Annotated in this window: 19 protein-coding genes and 1 pseudogene; 14 read left to right on the forward strand and 6 right to left on the reverse strand. The window is 62.4% G+C overall.

All coding sequences use genetic code 11. From position 1 onward, the window contains the following. The first annotated feature begins 3 nt into the window (after positions 1-3). From AC1ECK_RS19550 to AC1ECK_RS19565, 4 genes are all read left to right on the forward strand, one after another. Positions 4-555, forward strand: a complete 552-nt coding sequence (locus AC1ECK_RS19550) for an LPS-assembly lipoprotein LptE (RefSeq protein WP_480321759.1) — start codon at positions 4-6, stop codon at positions 553-555. 49 nt (positions 556-604) lie between these two features. Beyond that, the gene (holA, locus tag AC1ECK_RS19555) at positions 605-1723 is read left to right on the forward strand and encodes a DNA polymerase III subunit delta (protein ID WP_480321761.1); all 1119 of its coding nucleotides are present in this window, start codon (positions 605-607) and stop codon (positions 1721-1723) included. A gap of 92 nt (positions 1724-1815) precedes the next feature. Then, positions 1816-3087, forward strand: a complete 1272-nt coding sequence (locus AC1ECK_RS19560) for a glutamate-5-semialdehyde dehydrogenase (RefSeq protein ID WP_480321763.1) — start codon at positions 1816-1818, stop codon at positions 3085-3087. Between the two features lie 61 nt (positions 3088-3148). Further along, a complete protein-coding gene (locus AC1ECK_RS19565; protein ID WP_480321765.1) occupies positions 3149-3565 on the forward strand; it encodes a CopD family protein in 417 nt (138 codons plus the stop codon). 136 nt (positions 3566-3701) lie between these two features. Here the strand turns inward: AC1ECK_RS19565 and AC1ECK_RS19570 are convergent, their stop codons facing one another. Then, on the reverse strand, positions 3702-4547 hold the full coding sequence (locus tag AC1ECK_RS19570; RefSeq protein WP_480321767.1) for a MurR/RpiR family transcriptional regulator: 846 nt from the start codon (positions 4545-4547) through the stop codon (positions 3702-3704). A gap of 293 nt (positions 4548-4840) precedes the next feature. Between AC1ECK_RS19570 and edd the strand changes: the two genes are divergently transcribed. The 4 genes from edd (at position 4841) to AC1ECK_RS19590 (ending at position 9662) form a co-directional block, all read left to right on the forward strand. After that, positions 4841-6712 carry a phosphogluconate dehydratase gene (gene edd, locus AC1ECK_RS19575; RefSeq protein WP_480321769.1) on the forward strand — a complete coding sequence of 624 codons (1872 nt, stop codon included), beginning with the start codon at positions 4841-4843 and terminating at the stop codon, positions 6710-6712. A 2-nt stretch (positions 6713-6714) separates the two neighbouring features. After that, positions 6715-7356 carry a bifunctional 4-hydroxy-2-oxoglutarate aldolase/2-dehydro-3-deoxy-phosphogluconate aldolase gene (gene eda / locus AC1ECK_RS19580; protein WP_480321771.1) on the forward strand — a complete coding sequence of 214 codons (642 nt, stop codon included), beginning with the start codon at positions 6715-6717 and terminating at the stop codon, positions 7354-7356. A gap of 427 nt (positions 7357-7783) precedes the next feature. Then, positions 7784-9157: a GntP family permease gene (locus AC1ECK_RS19585; RefSeq protein ID WP_480321773.1), complete on the forward strand. Its 1374-nt coding sequence runs from the start codon at positions 7784-7786 to the stop codon at positions 9155-9157. Positions 9158-9167: 10 nt separating this feature from the next. Continuing rightward, a complete protein-coding gene (locus AC1ECK_RS19590; protein ID WP_480321775.1) occupies positions 9168-9662 on the forward strand; it encodes a gluconokinase in 495 nt (164 codons plus the stop codon). 77 nt (positions 9663-9739) lie between these two features. Here AC1ECK_RS19590 and glnQ read toward each other — a convergent pair whose 3' ends face one another. The 4 genes from glnQ to purB form a co-directional block, all read right to left on the reverse strand. After that, the gene (gene glnQ, locus AC1ECK_RS19595; RefSeq protein ID WP_480321777.1) at positions 9740-10468 is read right to left on the reverse strand and encodes a glutamine ABC transporter ATP-binding protein GlnQ; all 729 of its coding nucleotides are present in this window, start codon (positions 10466-10468) and stop codon (positions 9740-9742) included. Further along, a complete protein-coding gene (gene glnP / locus AC1ECK_RS19600; RefSeq protein WP_480321779.1) occupies positions 10465-11121 on the reverse strand; it encodes a glutamine ABC transporter permease GlnP in 657 nt (218 codons plus the stop codon). Before glnP ends, glnQ begins: the two co-directional genes overlap by 4 nt. 66 nt (positions 11122-11187) lie before the next feature. Next, entirely contained in the window at positions 11188-11940 is a 753-nt protein-coding gene (gene glnH, locus AC1ECK_RS19605) for a glutamine ABC transporter substrate-binding protein GlnH (protein ID WP_480321781.1), read from the reverse strand. A 370-nt stretch (positions 11941-12310) separates the two neighbouring features. Beyond that, positions 12311-13699, reverse strand: coding sequence for an adenylosuccinate lyase (gene purB, locus AC1ECK_RS19610; protein ID WP_480321783.1), 1389 nt, complete (start codon positions 13697-13699; stop codon positions 12311-12313). Positions 13700-13898: 199 nt separating this feature from the next. Here purB and AC1ECK_RS19615 point away from each other — a divergent pair, with 199 nt between their 5' ends. From AC1ECK_RS19615 to AC1ECK_RS19635, 5 genes and pseudogenes are all read left to right on the forward strand, one after another. Continuing rightward, positions 13899-14855 carry a LysR family transcriptional regulator gene (locus tag AC1ECK_RS19615; RefSeq protein WP_480321786.1) on the forward strand — a complete coding sequence of 319 codons (957 nt, stop codon included), beginning with the start codon at positions 13899-13901 and terminating at the stop codon, positions 14853-14855. Between the two features lie 202 nt (positions 14856-15057). Then, positions 15058-16362 carry a Glu/Leu/Phe/Val family dehydrogenase gene (locus tag AC1ECK_RS19620; protein WP_480321788.1) on the forward strand — a complete coding sequence of 435 codons (1305 nt, stop codon included), beginning with the start codon at positions 15058-15060 and terminating at the stop codon, positions 16360-16362. Between the two features lie 258 nt (positions 16363-16620). Beyond that, positions 16621-17514 carry a glutamate/aspartate ABC transporter substrate-binding protein gene (locus AC1ECK_RS19625; protein WP_480321790.1) on the forward strand — a complete coding sequence of 298 codons (894 nt, stop codon included), beginning with the start codon at positions 16621-16623 and terminating at the stop codon, positions 17512-17514. A gap of 33 nt (positions 17515-17547) precedes the next feature. Continuing rightward, positions 17548-17688, forward strand: a pseudogene (locus tag AC1ECK_RS19630) (amino acid ABC transporter permease); the annotation flags it as partial. After that, entirely contained in the window at positions 17685-18410 is a 726-nt protein-coding gene (locus AC1ECK_RS19635; RefSeq protein WP_480321792.1) for an amino acid ABC transporter ATP-binding protein, read from the forward strand. The pseudogene AC1ECK_RS19630 and the gene AC1ECK_RS19635, both read left to right, overlap by 4 nt. 120 nt (positions 18411-18530) lie before the next feature. On the opposite strand, the gene AC1ECK_RS19640 is transcribed toward AC1ECK_RS19635, so the two are convergent. Next, positions 18531-19466: a class II glutamine amidotransferase gene (locus tag AC1ECK_RS19640; RefSeq protein WP_480321794.1), complete on the reverse strand. Its 936-nt coding sequence runs from the start codon at positions 19464-19466 to the stop codon at positions 18531-18533. A gap of 174 nt (positions 19467-19640) precedes the next feature. Here AC1ECK_RS19640 and pyrC point away from each other — a divergent pair, with 174 nt between their 5' ends. Continuing rightward, the gene (gene pyrC / locus AC1ECK_RS19645) at positions 19641-20702 is read left to right on the forward strand and encodes a dihydroorotase (RefSeq protein ID WP_480321796.1); all 1062 of its coding nucleotides are present in this window, start codon (positions 19641-19643) and stop codon (positions 20700-20702) included. The last annotated feature ends 7 nt before the right edge of the window (positions 20703-20709 follow it).

Below are 20709 nucleotides of genomic sequence, written 5' to 3' on the forward strand. Positions count from 1 at the left end.
AATGTGACTCGCAGATCGTTTTTGACGCTGGCGTGTGGGGTGATGATGCTGTCCGCCTGTGGCTTCCAGCTACGCGGCCAGCAGGACTATCCGTTCAAGCGGCTTGCCGTGGTCGGCGCTCCGCCCTCGTTCCTGGGACGTTTCACCCGCCAGGTGCAGGGAGGCAGCGACACCGTGATCGTCAGTTCGACGTCGAATGCCGACGCGATTCTGCGCGTGTCCGAAGGTCGCGGCACCAGCGTGCTGACGATGAACTCGCTCGGCGTCGTCGAAGAGTATCAAATGAACTACACGCTGAGCTACACGCTCACTAGCACGGACGGTACGGTGTTGATTCCGGGCAGCGTGATCTCCCTGAATCGCGCCATGACCTATAGCGACCAGTACTCACAGGCGAAATCCGCGGAATCGGACCTGCTGTTCGCGGACATGCAGAACGACGCCGTCGATCAGTTGACGCGCCGTCTGTCTGTGGTGCACTCGCTGCATCCCGCGCCGGGGCAGGGTGCGCCAGCGGTTGCGCCACGCGCACCGTTGCCGCCGCCGCCGCTTTGAGCGCGCTTTGCGCTTGCCGCGCCCCTGCCATTCCTGTTGACCTGTAGCCATGCAACTGCGACTTGACGCGCTCGAAACGCACCTCGCGAAGGGACTCGCCGGCCTGTACGTCGTGTACGGTGACGAGCACCTGCTCGCGCAGGAAGCGGGCGACCGGATTCGCGCGGCAGCGCGAGCGGCCGGCTATACCGATCGCTCGGTGTTCACGGTCGAGCGAGGCTTCGACTGGAGCGCGCTGCTTGGTGCGAGCCAGTCGATGTCGCTGTTCGGCGATAAGCAACTGGTCGAGCTGCGGATTCCGTCGGGCAAGCCGGGTAAGGACGGTGCGGATGCGCTGAAGACACTCGCTGCCGCGGTCAATCCCGATGTCCTGACGATGATCACGTTGCCGCGTCTCGATTCGGCCACGCAAAAGGCCGCGTGGTTCACGGCGCTGGTCGAGGCTGGCGTCGCGCTGAAAATCGACCCTGTCGAGCGCGCGCAGTTGCCGAACTGGGTGGGTCAGCGACTCTCGCAGCAGGGCCAGCGCGTGGCGGCCGGCGAGGAAGGGCGGCGTGCATTGCAGTTCATCGCGGAGCGCGTGGAAGGCAACCTGCTCGCGGCCCATCAGGAAATCCAGAAGCTCGGGCTGCTGTATCCGGCCGGTGCGCTGAGCTTCGAGCAGGTTCAGGATGCCGTGCTCAACGTTGCACGCTATGACGTCTTCAAGCTGAACGAGGCGATGCTGGCGGGCGATGTCGGCCGGCTCGCGCGCATGCTCGACGGCCTGCGCGGCGAAGGCGAGGCCGCGGTGCTGGTGCTGTGGGCGGTCGTCGAGGAAGTGCGCACGCTGTTGCGGATCAAGCGCGGTGCCGCGGCGGGCAAGCCGCTCGCCATGCTGACGCGCGAAAACCGCGTCTGGGGGCCGCGTGAACGGCTGATCGGACCCGCGCTCTCGCGCGTGACCGAAGCGGCGCTGGAACAAGGGCTTGCGCTTGCCGCGAAGCTCGACCGGCAGGTGAAGGGGCTCTCCGGCGGCACGCCGGGCAACCATCGCAATGATCCGCCGCCCGATCCATGGGACGGGCTCTTCGAACTGGCGATGACGGTAGCCTCACCTTCGAAGTCTGCACCCATTTCGCCGCCGGCGCGGCCCGGTTTCGCCGCACCAGCTCGCCGGCCGGCTTGAGCAGGCAGCCGCAACCCGGCTTACAATCGTTTGATCATTCGCTAATTTTGCCTGTCCGCCGCATTTGAAGCTGCGGCAACACGAGACTCACCATGGATATCGACCAGTACATGACCGACCTCGGTCGCCGCGCCCGTCAAGCTTCGCGTGCGATGGCGCGGGCGTCGACGGCGGCGAAGAACGCCGCGCTCGAAGCCGTGGCGTGCGCGATCGAACGCGAGGCCGCGCAACTGAAAGAAGCCAATGCGCGTGACGTGGCCAAGGCGCGCGACAAGGGACACGACGCGGCCTTTATCGACCGCCTCACGCTGTCCGATAAAGCGTTGAAGACGATGGTCGAGGGACTGCGCCAGGTCGCGGCGCTACCGGATCCGATCGGCGAAATCAGCAATCTCAAGTACCGGCCGAGCGGCATCCAGGTCGGGCAGATGCGCGTGCCGTTGGGGGTGATCGGCATCATCTACGAATCGCGTCCGAACGTGACGATCGATGCGGCCGCGTTGTGCCTGAAGTCCGGTAACGCAACGATCTTGCGCGGCGGTTCGGAAGCGCTCGAATGCAACACGGCGCTTGCCAGGCTGATCGGCGAAGGTCTCGAAGCGGCCTGTTTGTCGCAAGACGCGGTGCAAGTGGTGGGGACGTCGGATCGCGCCGCAGTGGGCGTGCTGATCACAATGACCGAGTACGTGGACGTGATCGTTCCGCGCGGCGGCAAGAGCCTGATTGCGCGTCTGATGGAAGAAGCGCGCGTGCCGATGATCAAGCACCTCGACGGTATCTGCCACGTCTACGTGGACGACCGCGCGGATCTGACCAAGGCGCTGACCGTCTGCGACAACGCCAAGACGCACCGCTACGGCACCTGCAACACGATGGAGACGCTGCTGGTGGCGCGCGGCATTGCGGCCGAAGTGCTGCCGGCGTTGGGTAAGCTGTACCGCAGCAAGGACGTGGAATTGCGCGTCGACCCTGCGGCGCGCGCCGTGTTGTCGGATGCGGGCGTGGGGCCGCTCGTCGAGGCCACCGAAGAAGACTGGCGCACCGAATATCTGGCGCCGGTGCTGGCTATCAAGGTGGTGGACGGCATCGACGCGGCGATGGAGCACATCAACACGTACAGCTCGCAGCACACCGATGCGATCGTCACCGAAGACCACGACCGCGCGATGCGCTTCCTGCGCGAAGTCGATTCAGCGAGCGTGATGGTCAACGCATCGACGCGTTTTGCGGACGGCTTCGAATTCGGTCTCGGCGCGGAAATCGGCATTTCGAACGACAAGCTGCATGCGCGCGGGCCGGTGGGGCTGGAAGGGCTCACGTCGCTGAAGTACGTGGTGCTGGGGCACGGTGAAGGGCGGCAGTAATTCCTTTGCCGCGTCACCTGACGGCCAACAATAACGCGAACAAGTCGCACGAGAGCTGCCGATGCTTTGGGTAAAAACGTTTCACATCATTTTGATTGCTTCCTGGTTTGCCGGCCTCTTCTATCTGCCGCGCATCTTCGTTAATCTGGCCATGGAGACGGAACCCGCGGCCACGGCGCGCCTGCTTCTCATGGCGCGCAAGCTCTATCGCTTCATGACGATGATCGCCGTGCCTGCGCTCGCGTGCGGGCTATGGTTGTGGCTGGTGATCGGCATCGGGCGCGGCCAGGGCTGGATGCACGCGAAGCTGACGGTCGTCGTGCTGCTGATCGTCTATCACTGGTATTGCGGCCGGCTGCTGGCCGCGTTCGAGCGCGGCGAGAACCGGCGCTCGCATAAGTGGTATCGGATGTTCAATGAACTGCCCGTGCTGGGGATGCTGGCGGCGGTCGCTTTGGTCGTGATCAAGCCGTTTTGACGAACAGCAGTAGGCCGACGGTCACGCAAGGCGCTGCGGTTGGGGCGCTTTGGGTGAGGCAGGTTTTGTCAGCACGGTAGTGCAATAGATGCGGGCTCTCTTCGGGGAGCCCGTCGTTTTTGTGTGGCCCGTCCCGTTACGCGCCTGGATCGATCCGTCTGCGGTTGATCACGTCCTTCGCCTGCGCGAGCTTGCCGATCAGCTCCGGCCCGCGGCTCAGCGCGACTCCCACCGCCAGAATGTCGCCAATCGCCAGATGCGAGACGCGCGAAGTCATCGGCGAAAAAATATCCGTATCCTCGTCGACGTTTGCAAACAGGCCCACTGTCGCAAGCCGCGCGAGCGGCGAGTTGCCGTGCGTAATCGCAATCACCTTGGCGCCGGCTGCCAGGGCCGACTTCGCCGCATCGACGATATCGCGCGTGCGCCCGGTATTCGAAATCGCCACCACCACATCGCCTTCACCGAGCAGCGCCGCCGACATCAGGAACGTATGCGGATCCGAATACGCGACGCTCGGCATGCCCAGACGAAAGAACTTGTGCTGCACGTCGAGCGCGGCGATGCCGGAGCCGCCCGCGCCGTAGAACTCGATCCGCCGTGCCGCGGACAGCAGCTCGATCGCGGCCGCGACGCTGTCCGACGACAGGTTGTTGCGCACCTGGATCAGCGCGCCGATGGTCCGGTCGAACACCTTGGCGGCCACGCCCGGGGTGGGCTCGTCGGGCCGAACGTCGCGGTAGACGGCGGGCACTTCCGCCGCGATGCCTTGCGCGAGACGGATCTTGAACTCCCGGAAGCCCGAGAAGCCGAGCGCGTGGCAGAACCGCGCAATGGTCGGCTGGCTCACGCCGGCACGGGCCGCCACCTCGTTCATCGACAGATCGAGCACCTCGCGCGGCGCTTCGATCACGTAGTCGGCCAGCTTGCGCTCGGAAGGGCGCAACTGGTCACGCATCTCTTCCACCTGGGACAGCATCATTGGAAAACTCGCACTATGCTGAAGAATGCGTGGACTATAGCTGATTGCCGGAGATGTACAAAAACTACATATCTTTCTGTAGGTGTATTCCCTAGGTTAAGTCTGTTTCGGCTGGAGATGGCGCCAGATGGTGCGTTGCGGCGAATCGCAGGTGGCGTAAATGTTGGGGTTGTCGACGTTGCGATCGTGTAGTTTTTCTACTAAACTCTTGTCGTCGGCTTGGTCCGACGTCCCCGCGATCCCCACCTGGCCCTGCGCGCCTGTTCGCCTCAGCCAGCGACGAAGGAGCTTCGATGGTTTCCCCGCATTCTCAATTGCTCAAGGTCACGCAGCGCGTGATCGAACGCAGCAAGCCTACCCGCGCAGCCTACCTGGCCCGCATCGATAAAGCACAAGGCAAGTTTCCGGCACGCGGCGCGCTGTCGTGCGCGAACCTCGCGCACGGCTTTGCCGGCCTCGAGGGCAACGACAAGCTCGTGATCAAGCAGATCCGCGAGCCGAACATCGGTATCGTGTCGTCGTACAACGAGATGCTGTCCGCGCACGCGCCGTACAAGAATTTCCCCGACATCATCAAGCAGGCTGCGCGTGAAAACGGCGGGGTCGCGCAATTCGCAGGCGGCGTGCCGGCGATGTGCGACGGCGTCACGCAAGGCAACGCGGGGATGGAACTGTCGCTGTTCTCGCGCGAGGCGATCGCGATGGGCACGGCGGTCGCACTCACGCACAACATGTTCGACGCGGCGCTGTGCCTCGGCATCTGCGACAAGATCGTGCCGGGCCTCCTGATCGGCGCGCTGCAATTCGGCCACCTGCCGACGATCTTCGTTCCGGCCGGCCCGATGACGAGCGGCCTCGGCAATGACGACAAGGCGAAGATCCGCCAGCAGTTCGCCACCGGTCAGTGCGATCGCGGCGCGCTCCTCGAAGCGGAAGCGGCTGCGTACCACAGCCACGGCACCTGCACGTTCTACGGCACGGCGAACAGCAATCAGATGCTGATGGAAGTGATGGGCCTGCATCTGCCGGGCTCGGCGTTCGTGCATCCGCACACGCCGTTGCGCGATGCGCTCACCGCGCAAGCCGCGCGCCGCGTGCTCGACCTGACCGTGGAACGCGGCAATTACACGCCGATCGGCCATGTGATCGACGAGAAAGCGATCGTCAACGGCATCGTCGCGTTGCTCGCAACGGGCGGTTCGACCAATCACACGCTGCACCTCGTGGCGATTGCGCGGGCGGCGGGCATCGTGATCGACTGGGACGATTTTGACCAGTTGTCGCAAAGCGTGCCGCTGCTGGCGAAGATCTATCCGAACGGCAAAGCCGACGTGAACCACTTCCACGCCGCGGGTGGCGTGGCGTTTCTGGTTCGCAATCTGCTGGAAGGCGGCTTGCTTCACGAAGACGTCACCACGGTGGCAGGCAAGGGCCTTCATCACTACACCGAAGAGCCCAAGCTGCTCGACGGCAAGCTGACCTGGGTGCCGGGCGTGACGGAGAGCCAGGAAACGGCCGTGCTGCGCGGCATCAAGGAGCCGTTCCAGCCGGACGGCGGCCTGCGCCTGATGCAGGGCAAGCTGGGGCGCGGTGTCATCAAGATCTCGGCGGTTGCGGCGCAGCATCGCAAGGTGAGAGCGCCGGCGATCGTGTTCGATTCGCAGGAAGCGGTGCAGGAAGCGTTCGACAACGGCGAACTGAAGCGCGATTTCGTGGCGGTGGTGCGCTTCCAGGGCGCTCGCGCAAATGGCATGCCCGAACTGCACCGTTTGACGCCGTTGCTCGGCGTGTTGCAGGATCAAGGTTTCCACGTCGCGCTCGTCACGGATGGGCGCATGTCGGGGGCCTCGGGCAAGGTGCCGGCCGTGATTCACATCTCGCCTGAAGCATTGCTGCAAGGGCCGATCGGCAAGGTGCATACCGGCGATATGCTGGTGATCGACGCCGAAGCAGGTGTGCTCGACATCGAAATCGATGCGGCCGAATGGGCGGCGCGGCCGGAAGCCGTGCCGCAGCACCAGGCGGAAAACGAAGTCGGCTTCGGCCGCGAACTGTTTGGCGTCTTCCGCGCGGCCGCTGCGCCGGCGGAACTGGGCGCTTCGGTATTTGGCCCGATGGTGGGTGAAGTTCACGCAAGCCACGCGCTGCAGAAACAAGGAGTCTGACTATGACGACGAAGAAAGTAAGCGACATCGTGCGCCTCGGCCCGGTGATTCCGGTGCTGGCGTTCGACTCGGTGGAGCAGGGCGAGAAGGTGTCGCGCGCACTGCATGCGGGCGGCGTAAAAGTGCTGGAAATCACGCTGCGTACCGCGGCAGGTCTCGAAGCCATCGAACGCGCTAGCCAACTGGCGGAAGACATCGTCGTCGGCGTGGGCACGATCACGAAGCCCGAGCACTGCGCGCAGGCGAAGAAGGCGGGTGCGCAGTTCGGCGTCTCGCCGGGCCTCACGAAGGACATGCACAAGGCCGCGCAGGATGCCGGTCTGCCCCTGCTGCCGGGCGTGATGACGCCGAGCGACATCATCGTCGCGCTGGAGCTGGGCTATGAAATCGTCAAGTTCTTCCCGGCGCAGCAAGCCGGCGGCATACCGATGCTGCAGGCGTTTCACGGTCCGTTCCCGGCACTGAAGTTCTGCCCCACCGGCGGCATCTCCGCGGAAACCGCCCCTAATTTCCTCGCACTGCCGAACGTCGTCTGCGTGGGCGGCTCGTGGCTCACGCCGAAGGCTGCGCTGGTGGCGCAGAACTGGGATGAGATCACGCGTCTCGCGCGTGCCGCCAGCGAACTCGCTGCGCCGGCCCATTGAGTTCGCGCAAGGTTGATCTGCGCGACGCCGGCGGCTGTGCAGTCGGCGTCCGCGTAAGTGGCTGATGGCCCGGATAAGCTGTGTCAAGGGTCAGACTGCATCCAAAGGAGCTTCGCTGTTGCGCCCGTCCAGGTCGTGATAGCGAGGCTCCCTTTTTATCTGCGTTGGGCGTTTCGCGCGCCCATCACGCAAACAAACAGTAAAATTCAGCGTCCGCGCTTGCCGGCAGAGTCCGGTTTCGCGTGAGGCGTAGAGACGGGCAGCGCGAAAGGCTCCGCAGCTTGCGTTCGCAGCGCGTCAGAAAGCGCTGGGCCGCCCCAGGTTTTCCGCCCCGGAGGAAGTCCCCTCGGGGGATTGCCTCCTCGGGGCTGGCGCGAAGCGGCAGGTTTGGGGCACTCATCACCAACAATGCAAAAGGAGGCGCTCCATGGGAGCTAGCCATGGCAGCTTGCTGCTGATTTACGCGGTGATCGCCATCGCCGCGCTGATCCTGTTGATCACGCGCTACAAGGTCTATCCGTTCCTCGTCCTGATCATCGTCTCGCTGCTGCTCGGACTTGCGTCCGGCATGCCGATGGACACGATCGTCAAATCGTTCGAAACCGGCAACGGCAATACGCTTGGCCACATTGCAATCGTGGTTGGCCTCGGCACGATGCTCGGCAAGATGATGGCCGAGTCGGGCGGCGCGGAACGGATTGCCACCACCTTGATCGATCGCTTCGGCGAGAAGCATATTCACTGGGCGATGATGGTCGTGGCGATCATCGTCGGCTTGCCGGTGTTCTTCGAAGTCGGCTTCGTGCTGCTGATTCCGATTGCGTTCAACGTCGCCAAGCGGACTAACAAATCGCTGCTGCTGGTCGGCTTGCCGATGGTCGCGGGTCTTTCAGTCGTACACGGCCTGATTCCGCCGCACCCGGCCGCGATGCTCGCCGTGCAGGCGTATCACGCGGACATCGGCAAGACTATCGCTTATGGGTTGATCGTCGGCGTGCCGACGGCGATCGTCGCCGGTCCGCTGTTCGCCTTGCTCGTCAGCCGTTATATCAAGCTGCCCGAGAACAATCCGCTGGCTGCGCAGTTCCTCGGATCGGCGCAGGCGAGCAACGACGCGGGCAAAACGCGTGAGCTGCCGGGCTTCGGCATTACCTTGTTCACCATCCTGCTGCCCGTCATCCTGATGCTGATCGGCAGTTGGGCGGATCTGGTGTTTACGCCGAAGACCTTGCCGAATAGTCTGCTGCATTTCGTCGGCAACTCGGATGTGGCGTTGCTGATCGCCGTGCTGGTCAGCTTCTGGACTTTCGGCGCCCAGCGCGGCTTCAATCGCGCCCAGATCCAGAAATTCTGCGGCGACTGCCTCGCGCCGATCGCGGGCATTACGCTGATCGTCGGCGCCGGCGGCGGCTTTGGCCGCGTGTTGATGGACAGCGGCATTTCCAAAGAGATCGTCAATGTGGCGACCTCGGCGCATCTGTCGCCGCTGCTGTTCGGCTGGATGGTGGCGGCGCTGATCCGTCTTGCCACCGGCTCGGCGACGGTCGCCATGACGACCGCGTGCGGCATCGTCGCGCCGATCGCGGCAGCCAGCGGCGTGCAGGTGAGTCCGGAATTGCTCGTGCTCGCCACCGGCTCGGGCTCGCTGATTTTCTCGCACGTCAACGACGGCGGTTTCTGGCTGATCAAGGAGTACTTCGGAATGACGGTGGGACAGACGTTCAAGACGTGGTCGCTCTGCGAAACCATCATTTCCGTATTGGGTTTGGCTTTGACTTTCGCGCTCGCGACGGTCGTGTAAGGAGTATTGAATGATTCTGATCGCAATGGGCGTGTCCGGCGCCGGCAAGACGCGGATTGGCGAGATGCTGGCAGAGCGCCTGCAATGCAGCTTCACGGACGGCGACGCATTTCATAGCGCGGCCAATAAGGAAAAGATGCATCACGGCATTCCGCTCACCGACGAAGACCGCTGGCCGTGGCTCAAGACGATTCGGGCCGCAATCGAGGAAAAGCAGCATGCGGGCGAGACGGCGGTGTTTACGTGCTCATCGCTGAAGCGTTCGTATCGCGACGTCCTGCGCGGCGGCGATAAGGACGTGGTGTTTGTCTATCTGAAGGGCTCGTACGAAGTGCTGCACGAGCGCTTGCAGACACGCACCGGGCATTTCTTCGATCCTTCGTTGTTGCAAAGCCAGTTGGATACACTGGAGGAGCCGGGCGCGGATGAGGCGATTACGGTCAGTATCGAGTTGACGCCGGAGCAGATAGTCGATGAGGTTTTGCGGCAGATGAAGAGTCGCTGACGATCGGCGGCTAGCAAGACAAGACATTCGTCGCGTCGATCCCCCTTGGTGTCCGCCGACGCCAAGGGGGATTTTTTTCACGACACGTGTTTCAGGAAATCCCGCAACCGTTGCGTAGGTGGATTGTCGATCAGCTCGCCAGGCTGTCCATCCTCGGCAATCCCGCCTTGGTCCATGAACAGCAGACGCGTGCCCACGCGTTTGGCGAAGCCGATTTCATGCGTCACGACGATCATCGTCATGCCTTCACTGGCGAGATCCTGCATCACCTTCAGTACTTCGTGGCGCAGTTCCGGGTCCAGTGCAGAAGTTGGCTCATCGAAGAGCATCAGCTTAGGCTTGATCGCAAGCGCCCGCGCAATCGCCACACGTTGCTGTTGACCACCGGACAACTCGGACGGATAGTGATTGGCGCGCGATTCGAGACCGACCTTGTCGAGCAGCGCCATGGCCTGATCACGCGCCTCGGCGCGCGACGAGCCGCGCACTTGGATGGGACCGAACATGACGTTCTCGAGCGCTGTCATCTGCGGGAACAGATTGAACTGCTGGAAAACCATTCCTGCTTCCAGGCGAATGCTGCGAATGACCGAAGCGTTGCCCTTGACGCTCTGGCCGTCGACCAGCAGCTCTCCACTAGTGATCTTCTCGAGCGCGTTGATGCAACGAAGCATCGTGGATTTTCCCGACCCCGACGGGCCCACTACGACAACGACCTCACCGCTGTCGATACGCAGGTCGATGTCCTTCAGGACCGGCACGTGGCCAAAGCTCTTCGAGACGCTCTGAAATTCGACCATGCTCATAGTATGCGCATCCTCTTTTCAACGAGACGCAGTGTGATCGTCATCACCCCCGTCAGAACCAGGTAGATGAGGGCGACGGCGGTCCAGATTTCCACTGCGCGAAAATTTCCGGCGATGATTTCTTGCCCTTGGCGTGTCAGCTCGCCCACGCCGATCACGATGAATAGCGATGTGTCTTTAAGGCTGACGATGCATTGATTGCCAAGCGGTGGAATGAGCCGGCGGAAGGCGAGCGGTCCGACGATTTTCAGCAGCACGCGTGGCATGGACAGCCCCATCGCCAGGCCGGCTTCCATAAGCCCCTTGGGGATCGACAACAGCGCGCCGCGTACGACTTCGGCAAGATAGGCGCCGGAATTGACCGTGATCGCGATGATGGCGGCGGTCAGTCCGTCGATGCGGATATGGGCGAGCAGGGGCAGGGCGAAATAGAGAAACATCACCTGCACGACAATGGGCGTGCCTCGAATCAGCTCGATATAGACCTGAGCGAGGACGTTGAGGGCAATAGGCCCGTAGGCGCGAAACATCCCGGCGATCATGCCGACGATAAATCCGCCAAGGAGTCCTACAAACGCAATGAATACGGTTAGCTTTACGCCTTCCAGCAAGTCAGGAAGCGCCGTCCAGATCACTGACCAATCGAATTCCACAAATCGCTCCTGTTGTTTCGTTGGTTGCGCGACAGCCGCGGCTGCCGCGCAACCGTTTCCAGACGATTACGACTTGGGCGGCTCGGAGCCGAACCACTTCTTGTAAAGCGTGGCGTAGCGCCCGTCTGCCTTGAGCTTGATCAGTTCTGCGTCGACCTTCGCTACCAGCGGGCTTCCCTTCGGAAAGCCGATGCCGTATTTGTCACCGCTGACCGGGTCGCCGGCGACCTTCACTTTGCCCTTGCCTTCCGTGTTCACGAAATACTGGACGTTCGGCGTATCGTGCATCGCCGCGTCGACGCGTCCGGCTTCCAGTGCCAGATAGGCTTCGTCGATGTTCGGGAACTGGCGGATTTCCTTGGGCTTCAGGTGAGCCTTGATCCAGTCGATCGTCGCGGTGCCGGTCTTGGCCGCGATGACCTTGCCGTTCAGGTCGTCGATCGACTTGATGCTCGTGTTGCCGGTCTGCACCATCGCAGCGAGTCCGCTGTCGTAGTACGGGCTTGAGAAATCGATGACTTTCTTGCGCTCTTCCTTGATGGTCATGCCGGAGAGGGCGACATCGATGTTCTGGGTCTGCAGTGCCGGAATCAGGCCACTGAAATCCATCGGCTGGATCTTGTAGGTCCAGCCCTGGTCTTTCGCGATTTCGGCCCACAGGTCGAGGTCGAAGCCGACGTATTTGTCACCTTGCTTGAATTCGAACGGCATGAACGAGGTGTCGGTGCCGACGATCAGCTCTTTGTTTTGCGCGTGGGCGATGCTTGTGCCGAGCATTGCGATTGCAACGACAGACATCAGAAAGGAACGACGTCCCATGGGTTTTCTCCGCAGTGATGGGCGATACCCCCGCCACGATACGGGGGACTGGCGACAACGCACTTGCCTGCAATACAACATGCGGTGCGCGATTAATGTTAATTGCAACATGTGTTGTCATGACGGATGTTATTACACCAAAAATGTTGTCAACAGAAAATTTGCGGATGGGAGGGAAATACCTGGGAGCGACGCGCCAGATGAAGCGCGCGGTTTGCGCTCGATCAGGCCGGACAGTCGGCGCTTCGGCGTGCCTGGACACACGGCCGGCTGCAGAAACAAAAATGCCGTTCAGTTTTGAACTGAACGGCATTCGCTGCCGGGCGGGTACTTCTTGCGCCCAGGCTAACCTTCGTGGGTGCGGTTCGGCTTAGGCGATCCGCTTCGCCAGCTCGATCGCCTTACCTACATATGAAGCCGGCGTCATCGCCAGCAGACGCTCCTTCGCATCGGCGGGAATATTCAACCCGCCGATAAACGTCTGCAGCGCCTCGCGCGTAATGCCCTTGCCGCGCGTGAGTTCCTTCAACTGCTCGTACGGGTTTTCGATGCCGTAGCGGCGCATCACCGTCTGCACCGGCTCAGCCAGCACTTCCCAGCAGTTGTCGAGGTCTTCGTTCAGACGCAGCGGGTTCACTTCGAGCTTGTCCAGACCGCGGATCAGCGCGTCGTAGGCGAGCAGCGAGTAACCGAACGCGACGCCGATATTGCGCAGCACCGTCGAGTCGGTCAGGTCGCGTTGCCAACGCGAGATGGGCAGCTTGTCGGCCAGATGGCGCAGCGTGGCATTCGCCAGACCGAGGTTGCCTTCCGAGTTTTCGAAGTCGATCGGGTTGACCTTGTGCGGCATCGTCGACGAGCCGATTTCGCCGGCCTTCAGGCGCTGCTTGAAGTAGCCGAGCGAGATGTAGCCCCACACGTCGCGGTCCAGATCCAGCAGGATCGTGTTGGCGCGCGACACGGCGTCGAACAGCTCGGCCATATAGTCGTGCGGTTCGATCTGGATCGTGTACGGGTTGAACGTGAGCTTCAGGCGCTGCTCGACCACTTGGCGCGAGAACGCTTCCCAGTCGAAGTCGGGATACGCGGACAGATGCGCGTTGAAGTTGCCCACTGCGCCGTTCATCTTGCCGAGCAGTTCGACCTTCTCGATACGCTCGATCGCACGCGCGAGACGCGCCGCGACGTTGGCGATTTCCTTGCCGAGCGTGGTCGGGCTGGCGGGCTGGCCGTGCGTGCGCGAGAGCAGCGGCTGCGCGGCTTGCGCGTGCGCCAGCGCGACGAGGCGCGCATGCACCGAGCGCAGCGCCGGCACGATCACGTGCTCGCGGGCGCCGGCCAGCATCAGGCCGTGCGAGGTGTTGTTGATGTCTTCCGAGGTGCAGGCGAAGTGGATGAACTCGCTTGCGCGCTCCAGTTCCGGTTGACCCTTCACCGATTCCTTGAGCCAGTATTCGACCGCCTTCACGTCATGATTCGTGACGCGCTCGATTTCCTTGATGCGCGCGGCGTCGTGCGCGGTGAAGCGCTCGGCCAGTTGCAGCAGGAATTGTTCGGACGCTTCGGAGAACCGCGGCACTTCGGCGAAACCGGTGTGCGACAGCGCAATCAGCCAATGGATTTCGACCGTCACGCGATGACGCATGAACGCGGCTTCCGAGAGCCATTCGCGCAGGGCTTCGGTTTTCGACGCATAGCGGCCGTCGAGCGGGGAGAGCGCGGTCAGCGCGAACAGGGTATCGGGACTGGTGTCGGACATGATGGAGGCGTGAGCGCTCGGTGAGCGGATCGGAAACGGAGGGAATCCGCAATTTTACCACCGGGTGGGGCCTGCCCCTGATTCGGCCGGGTAGGCGGACGGACCGCGCCGGTAGGATGTCGAGGCCATGGACCTCGCGGCTCGGACACCGCCCCGCTAGAATGCTGACTTCTCCTCTCCCGCCGGCCGCACGCTCCGCATGGAACTGAAATGGCTCGAAGACTTCGTTTCGCTTGCGGAAACCCGCAGCTTTAGCCGTTCCGCGGGATTGCGTCACGTCACGCAGCCTGCCTTCTCGCGCCGCATTCAGGCGCTGGAAGCCTGGCTCGGCACGGAACTGATCGACCGTTCCGTTTATCCGACGCGGCTCACGGCCGCCGGCCAGGTGTTCTACGAGCAGGCGCTGGCGATGCTCTCGCAGTTCCACGAGGCGCGTACGCTGTTGCGCGGGCATACGGCGACGCCCGCTGCGACGATCGAGTTCGCGGTGCCGCACACGCTCTCGCTCACCTACTTTCCGCGCTGGCTACAACGCATCGAGGCGCAGTTGGGTCCCGTGCATACCCGCCTGCGCGCGTTGAACGTGCACGATGCAGTGCTCTCACTGGTGGAAGGCGGCTGCGATCTGGTGATGGGCTACCACCATCCGAGCCATCCTGTCGCGCTCGATCCGGCTCGCTACGACATGCTCACGCTCGGCATCGAGCCGATCAGCCCGTTCTCGGCGCCGGGCCGCGCGGGGCGTCCGCGCTACAGCTTACCGGGCACGCCCGACGAACCCGTGCCCTATCTGTCGTACACGCCGAACGCGTATCTCGGCCGCATGACCGAAGTCATCATCGCCAATGCGCCGGCCCGTCTGTCGCTCGACCGTCTCTATGAAACGGACATGGCCGAGGGCCTCAAGGCGATGGCGCTGGCGGGCCATGGCATCGCTTTCCTGCCGCATAGCGCGGTCGAAGATGCGGTGGCCGACGGCAAGCTGATCCGTCTCGATCGCGCAGCGCGCGGCGCGACGGAAGGGCAGTTCACGCTGACCATGGAGATCCGCCTGTATCGCGACAAGCTCGCGGCGCAGGGCGACGATCCGCGCCAGGTGCTGGTGCGCAAGCTGTGGGACACGGTCACCGGCGAGCTTGCTCAAGGTGCGTCGTAAGCTGGTCGCAAGCGCGTCGGGCGCACGATGCGCGGCGCCTCATCCTGCGCCGCGCCGGCGTATTCTTGCGCCTTGTGCGACAGCTTTTTGCGGAATTTCAACGTTATGCACGAAAGACATAACGGGATGAGCAAACGGCATTGGATTTCAAATTGGCCTTTTTCGACAATGGCGTCATTCGGTCAAAACGCTTGGAGCGTTCATGTCATCCCAACCGCAGTCCGCATCGCCGTTGCAATCCGTCCCGTCCTATCTGAATAGCGACAACCTTGGCCCGTGGGGCAACTACCTGCGCCAGGTCGACCGCGTCGCACCGTATCTCGGCTCACTGTCGCGCTGGCTCGAAACCCTCAAGCGTCCGAAGCGCATTCTCGTGGTCGACGTGCCTATCGAACTCGATAACGGCACCGTGGCTCACTTCGAAGGCTATCGCGTGCAGCACAATGTGTCGCGCGGTCCTGGCAAGGGCGGTGTGCGTTACCACCAGGACGTGACGCTGTCGGAAGTGATGGCGCTGTCCGCATGGATGTCGGTCAAGAACGCAGCCGTGAACGTGCCGTACGGCGGCGCGAAGGGCGGTATCCGCGTCGATCCGCGCACGCTCTCGCGTGGTGAGCTCGAGCGCGTCACGCGCCGCTACACCAGCGAAATCGGCATCATCATCGGACCGAACACCGACATCCCCGCGCCGGACGTGAACACGAACGAGCAGATCATGGCGTGGATGATGGACACGTACTCGATGAACCAGGGCCAAACGGCGACGGGCGTCGTGACCGGCAAGCCGATCACGCTCGGCGGTTCGCTCGGCCGCCGCGAAGCGACCGGCCGCGGCGTGTTCGTGGTGGCCTCGGAAGCAGCGCGCCGTATTGGTGTCGACATCGAAGGCGCACGCATCGCCGTGCAAGGTTTCGGTAACGTGGGCGGCATCGCGGCACGCCTGTTCCAGGAAGCCGGCTCGAAGCTCGTCGCAGTGCAGGACCACACGGGCACGATTTTCAAGTCGACGGGTATCGACGCTGTTGCGCTGCTCGAGCACGTGGCCAAGCACGGTGGCGTGGGCGGTTTCGCGGAAGCGGACGCGATTGCGAGCGAAGATTTCTGGACCGTCGAATCGGACATCCTGATTCCGGCCGCCCTGGAAAACCAGATTACCGAAAAGAACGCCGGCAAGATCAAGACGAAGATCGTCGTTGAAGGCGCGAACGGCCCGACCACGACGGCTGCGGACGACATCCTGCACGACAAGGGCATCCTCGTGATCCCGGACGTGGTGGCGAACGCCGGCGGCGTGACCGTGTCGTACTTCGAATGGGTGCAGGACTTCTCGAGCTTCTTCTGGACCGAAGACGAGATCAACCAGCGTCTCGAGCGCGTGATGCGCGAAGCGTTTGCTGCTGTGTGGCAAGTGTCGAGCGAACAGAAGGTCTCGGTGCGTACGGCAGCGTTTATCGTCGCTTGTAAGCGCATCCTCGAAGCGCGCCAACTGCGCGGTCTGTATCCGTGATCGGGTAGTTTCAGTTTCCCTTGTGGTTAGCGCGGTCCGCAGGACCGCGGATCTCCTCGGCGGGCGGCATCGTAACGATGTTGCCCGTTTTTTTATTGACGCATTGGATTCGCATGCGCGAATAGGTGTGCGCCAAGGGCCTGGCAAGGTACCCTGTCAGCACTTGTGCTGCGGTAGTATTTTCAATTCAGTTACAGTTCTGAGCAGGCACAGGTTCTTTGCCGAGCTGTGCATGGGACCAGAGTCAGGAGATCATCAATGAAGGTCAGGAATGCTGCGCTGCTGGTCGCGACGCTCGGACTGTGTGCAGTTGGCGCGCATGCGCAGGAAGCCGGTACACTGAAAAAGATCAAGGATACGGGCGTCATTACCCTGGGCTATCGCGAATCGTCGATTCCGTTCTCGTACTACGACAACCAGCAGAATGTCATTGGTTACTCGCACGAATTCATGATGAACATCGTGGATGCGATCAAGCAGAAGCTCAATATGTCTGACCTGAAGATCAGGCTGAATCCGGTCACGCCGCAAAATCGCATCCCGCTCGTACAAAACGGCACTGTCGACCTCGAATGCGGCTCGACCACCAACAACGTCGAGCGCGAGCAACAGGTCGCGTTTTCGAACACGATCTTCGTGATCGGAACCCGTCTGATGACCAGGAAAGATTCCGGCATCAAGGATTGGCCGAATCTCAAAGGCAAGACTGTGGTGACGACGGCCGGCACGACCTCGGAGCGTCTCTTGCGCAAGATGAACCAGGAAAAGCGCATGGGTATGAACATCATCAGCGCGCGAGACCACGGCGAGTCGTTCCTGACGCTCGCCAACGGCCGTGCCGCCGCGTTCATGATGGACGACGCGCTGCTCGCCGGCGAGCGAGCGAAGTCGAGCAATCCGGGCGAATTCGTGATTGTCGGGGCGGCACAGTCGCGTGAAGCGTATGGCTGCATGATGCGCAAGAACGATCCGGAGTTCAAGAAAGTGGTTGACGACGCAATCGCGAAGGTAGAAACGTCGGGGACAGCCGATCAGATCTACAGGAAGTGGTTCGAATCGCCGATTCCGCCGAAAGGCTTGAACCTGAACTTTCCCGAAAACGACGACATCAAGGCGCTCTTCAAGAGCCCGAATGACAAGGCAATTGACTAGCGGGGCTATGCGTACCGGACGCGCTTCACCGGCTTCTTGCGCACCGCCACGAATATTGGCGACCGTGACGGCACGAATGTCGAAATGGTACTGTTCGCAGGCGCGTGTTATTTCGTGGTCTGCGTGATCGCGGCGAGCCTCGTCAAAGGTCTTCAGAAAAAGGTTGCAAGATGATTTCTATCAAGAACGTTTCGAAGTGGTATGGCCAGTTCCAGGTGCTGACCGACTGCTCGACGGAAGTCAAAAAGGGTGAAGTGGTGGTGGTGTGCGGTCCGTCGGGCTCGGGAAAATCGACCCTGATCAAGACGGTCAACGGGCTCGAACCGTTCCAGAAAGGCGAGATCACCATCGACGGTCAATCGGTCGGCGACAAGAAGACCAACCTGTCGAAGCTGCGCGCGAAAGTCGGCATGGTGTTCCAGCACTTCGAGCTGTTCCCGCATCTGTCGATCACGGAAAATCTGACGCTCGCGCAGATCAAGGTGCTGGGCCGCTCGAAGGACGAAGCGACGATAAAGGCACTCAAGCTGCTGGATCGCGTCGGGCTGCGGGCGCACGCGGACAAGTTTCCGGGGCAACTGTCCGGCGGTCAGCAGCAGCGCGTGGCGATCGCCCGCGCGCTCTCGATGGATCCGATCGCGATGCTGTTCGACGAACCCACCTCGGCGCTCGACCCGGAAATGATCAACGAAGTGCTCGACGTGATGGTCGAGCTCGCGCAGGAAGGCATGACGATGATGTGCGTCACGCACGAAATGGGCTTCGCTAAAAAGGTCGCGCACCGCGTGATCTTTATGGACAAGGGGCTGATCGTCGAAGACGATCGCAAGGAAGATTTCTTTGCCAATCCAAAGTCGGATCGGGCGAAGGATTTTCTGGCGAAGATTCTGCACTGAGCGGGGTGCCGCAGTTGCGGCGCCGCGCGCGAGGGACAAGAAAAAGCCGCTCTCGGAGCGGCTTTTTCATATCAGGCGAGCGCTTTCACGGCCGTGCGGCTTGCAGCGTCAGTCCGTCCGTCAGGACTCAAACGCTGCGGCGTCGTCTGCCGCTTCGAGGTCGAGCGTGACGGACTCGGGCTGCGGCGCAGGATGAATCGACGCGGTCGCCATCGATGCCGAGGCCGACGCATCCAGAGCCGGATTGCGCAGCTTCTCGAGCACGCATGGCGGCACCGGCACATTCACCCGGCCGACCACTTCGCCATGCTGGAACATCAGCAGGTCGCCGGGCTTGAACGCGGTCCACACTTCGTTGTCGGTCAGCGGCTGGGTGGCGATCACGGCGACGCGGTCTTCAGGCGTGGTGTACTTGGCGAAATCGATCGACACGTCCGCATCGACGAGATGCGCGGTCGAAAACGGCCAGCGGCGCACGATGTAGTGCAGGTTGGTCGAGCAATGCGCGAACAGCGCCTGACCGTTGGACATCAAAAAGTTGAACACGCCGAACTGCGTGATCTCGCGCGTGAGCGTGCCGAGCACGGCAAACAGTTCGTCGAGCGGCGGTTGCGTGCTGGGGAACGCCTTACGCAGACCTTGCAGCAACGCGCAGAAGGCGAGCTCGCTATCGGTGGTGCCGACCGGCTGGTAGACGCCGGTCAGAAACGGCGAATAGTCTTTCAGGTCGCCGTTGTGCGCAAAGATCCAGTGACGGCCCCACAGTTCGCGCATGAACGGATGGCAGTTCTCCAGCAGGATGTGCCCTTGGGTCGCCTTGCGAATGTGCGCAATGGTGTTCTTCGACTTGATCGGGTAGCGCTTGACCATCTCCGCGATCGGCGAGGTTGCCGACGATTGATGGTCGATGAAGAGGCGGCAAGCCTTGTCTTCGAAGAAGGCGATTCCCCAACCGTCGGCGTGATGATCGGTGACGCCGCCGCGCGCCGCAAAGCCGGTGAACGAGAACGTGACGTCCGTCGGCGCGGCGCAGTTCATTCCGAGAAGTTGGCACATGGTGCTGAAGCGGAGCGTCTTAACGGGGCAACCCGTTACAATGATGATTTCCAAGCATATCACCGAGCCAGGCGCGTCAAATAGCTAAATTGACCTATGTATATGCCGCAACGTTGCGGTTTGTCCACGTCAATGCCGCTGCTGCGGCGCCGCCGGGTTGGTCAACTTCACGCCATGACTGCTTCCACTGCTTCCCTCGATTCCCTGACGCTCGCCCGCCCCGACGACTGGCACCTGCATGTGCGCGACGGCGCGATGCTGGCAGCGGTCCTGCCGCACACCGCGCGCCAGTTCGGTCGCGCGATCATCATGCCGAACCTGAAGCCGCCGGTCACCACCAAGGCAATGGCGCAGGCCTACCGCGAGCGCATCGTCGCCGCGATTCCGGCCGGCGTGAAGTTCGAGCCGCTGATGACGCTGTACCTCACCGACAACACGCCGCCCGACGAGATCCGCCGTGCGCGCGAAAGCGGCTTCGTGCATGGGGTCAAGCTTTATCCGGCGGGCGCCACGACCAATTCGGACGCGGGCGTCACGGACCTCATGAAGTGTGCGAAGACGCTCGAGGTCATGCAAGAGACCGGCATGCCGTTGCTCGTGCACGGCGAAGTGACCGATGCTTCGATCGACCTGTTCGACCGCGAGAAGGTGTTCATCGACCGCGTGATGACGCCGTTGCGCCGCGCGTTTCCGGCGCTGAAGGTCGTGTTCGAACACATCACGACCAAAGACGCGGTGGACTATATCCGCGAAGCCGGCGTGGCGCCGGGACTGCTGGGTGCGACGATCACCGCGCACCATCTGCTGTACAACCGCAACGCGATCTTCCAGGGCGGCATTCGTCCGCATTACTACTGCCTGCCGGTCCTCAAGCGCGAGACGCACCGCGTCGCGCTGGTCGAGGCGGCAACCTCGGGCAATCCGCGCTTCTTCCTCGGCACGGATAGCGCGCCGCATCCGAAGGGGCTGAAGGAGCACGCATGCGGTTGTGCCGGTTGCTACACGGCGCTGCATGCGCTCGAACTGTACGCGGAAGCGTTCGACCAGGCCGGCGCGCTCGACAAGCTCGAAGGTTTCGCGAGCTTCTTCGGCGCGGACTTCTACGGTCTGCCGCGCGCTAGCGAGCAGGTCACGTTGCGCCGCGAGCAGTGGACGCTGCCGGCGGAACTGCCGGTCGGCGATACGCCGGTCGTGCCGTTGCGCGGCGGCGAGACGATCGGCTGGCGGCTGGTCTGAGGCCGGA

It is taken from the genome of Paraburkholderia sp. SSBN10T (assembly GCF_056619545.1).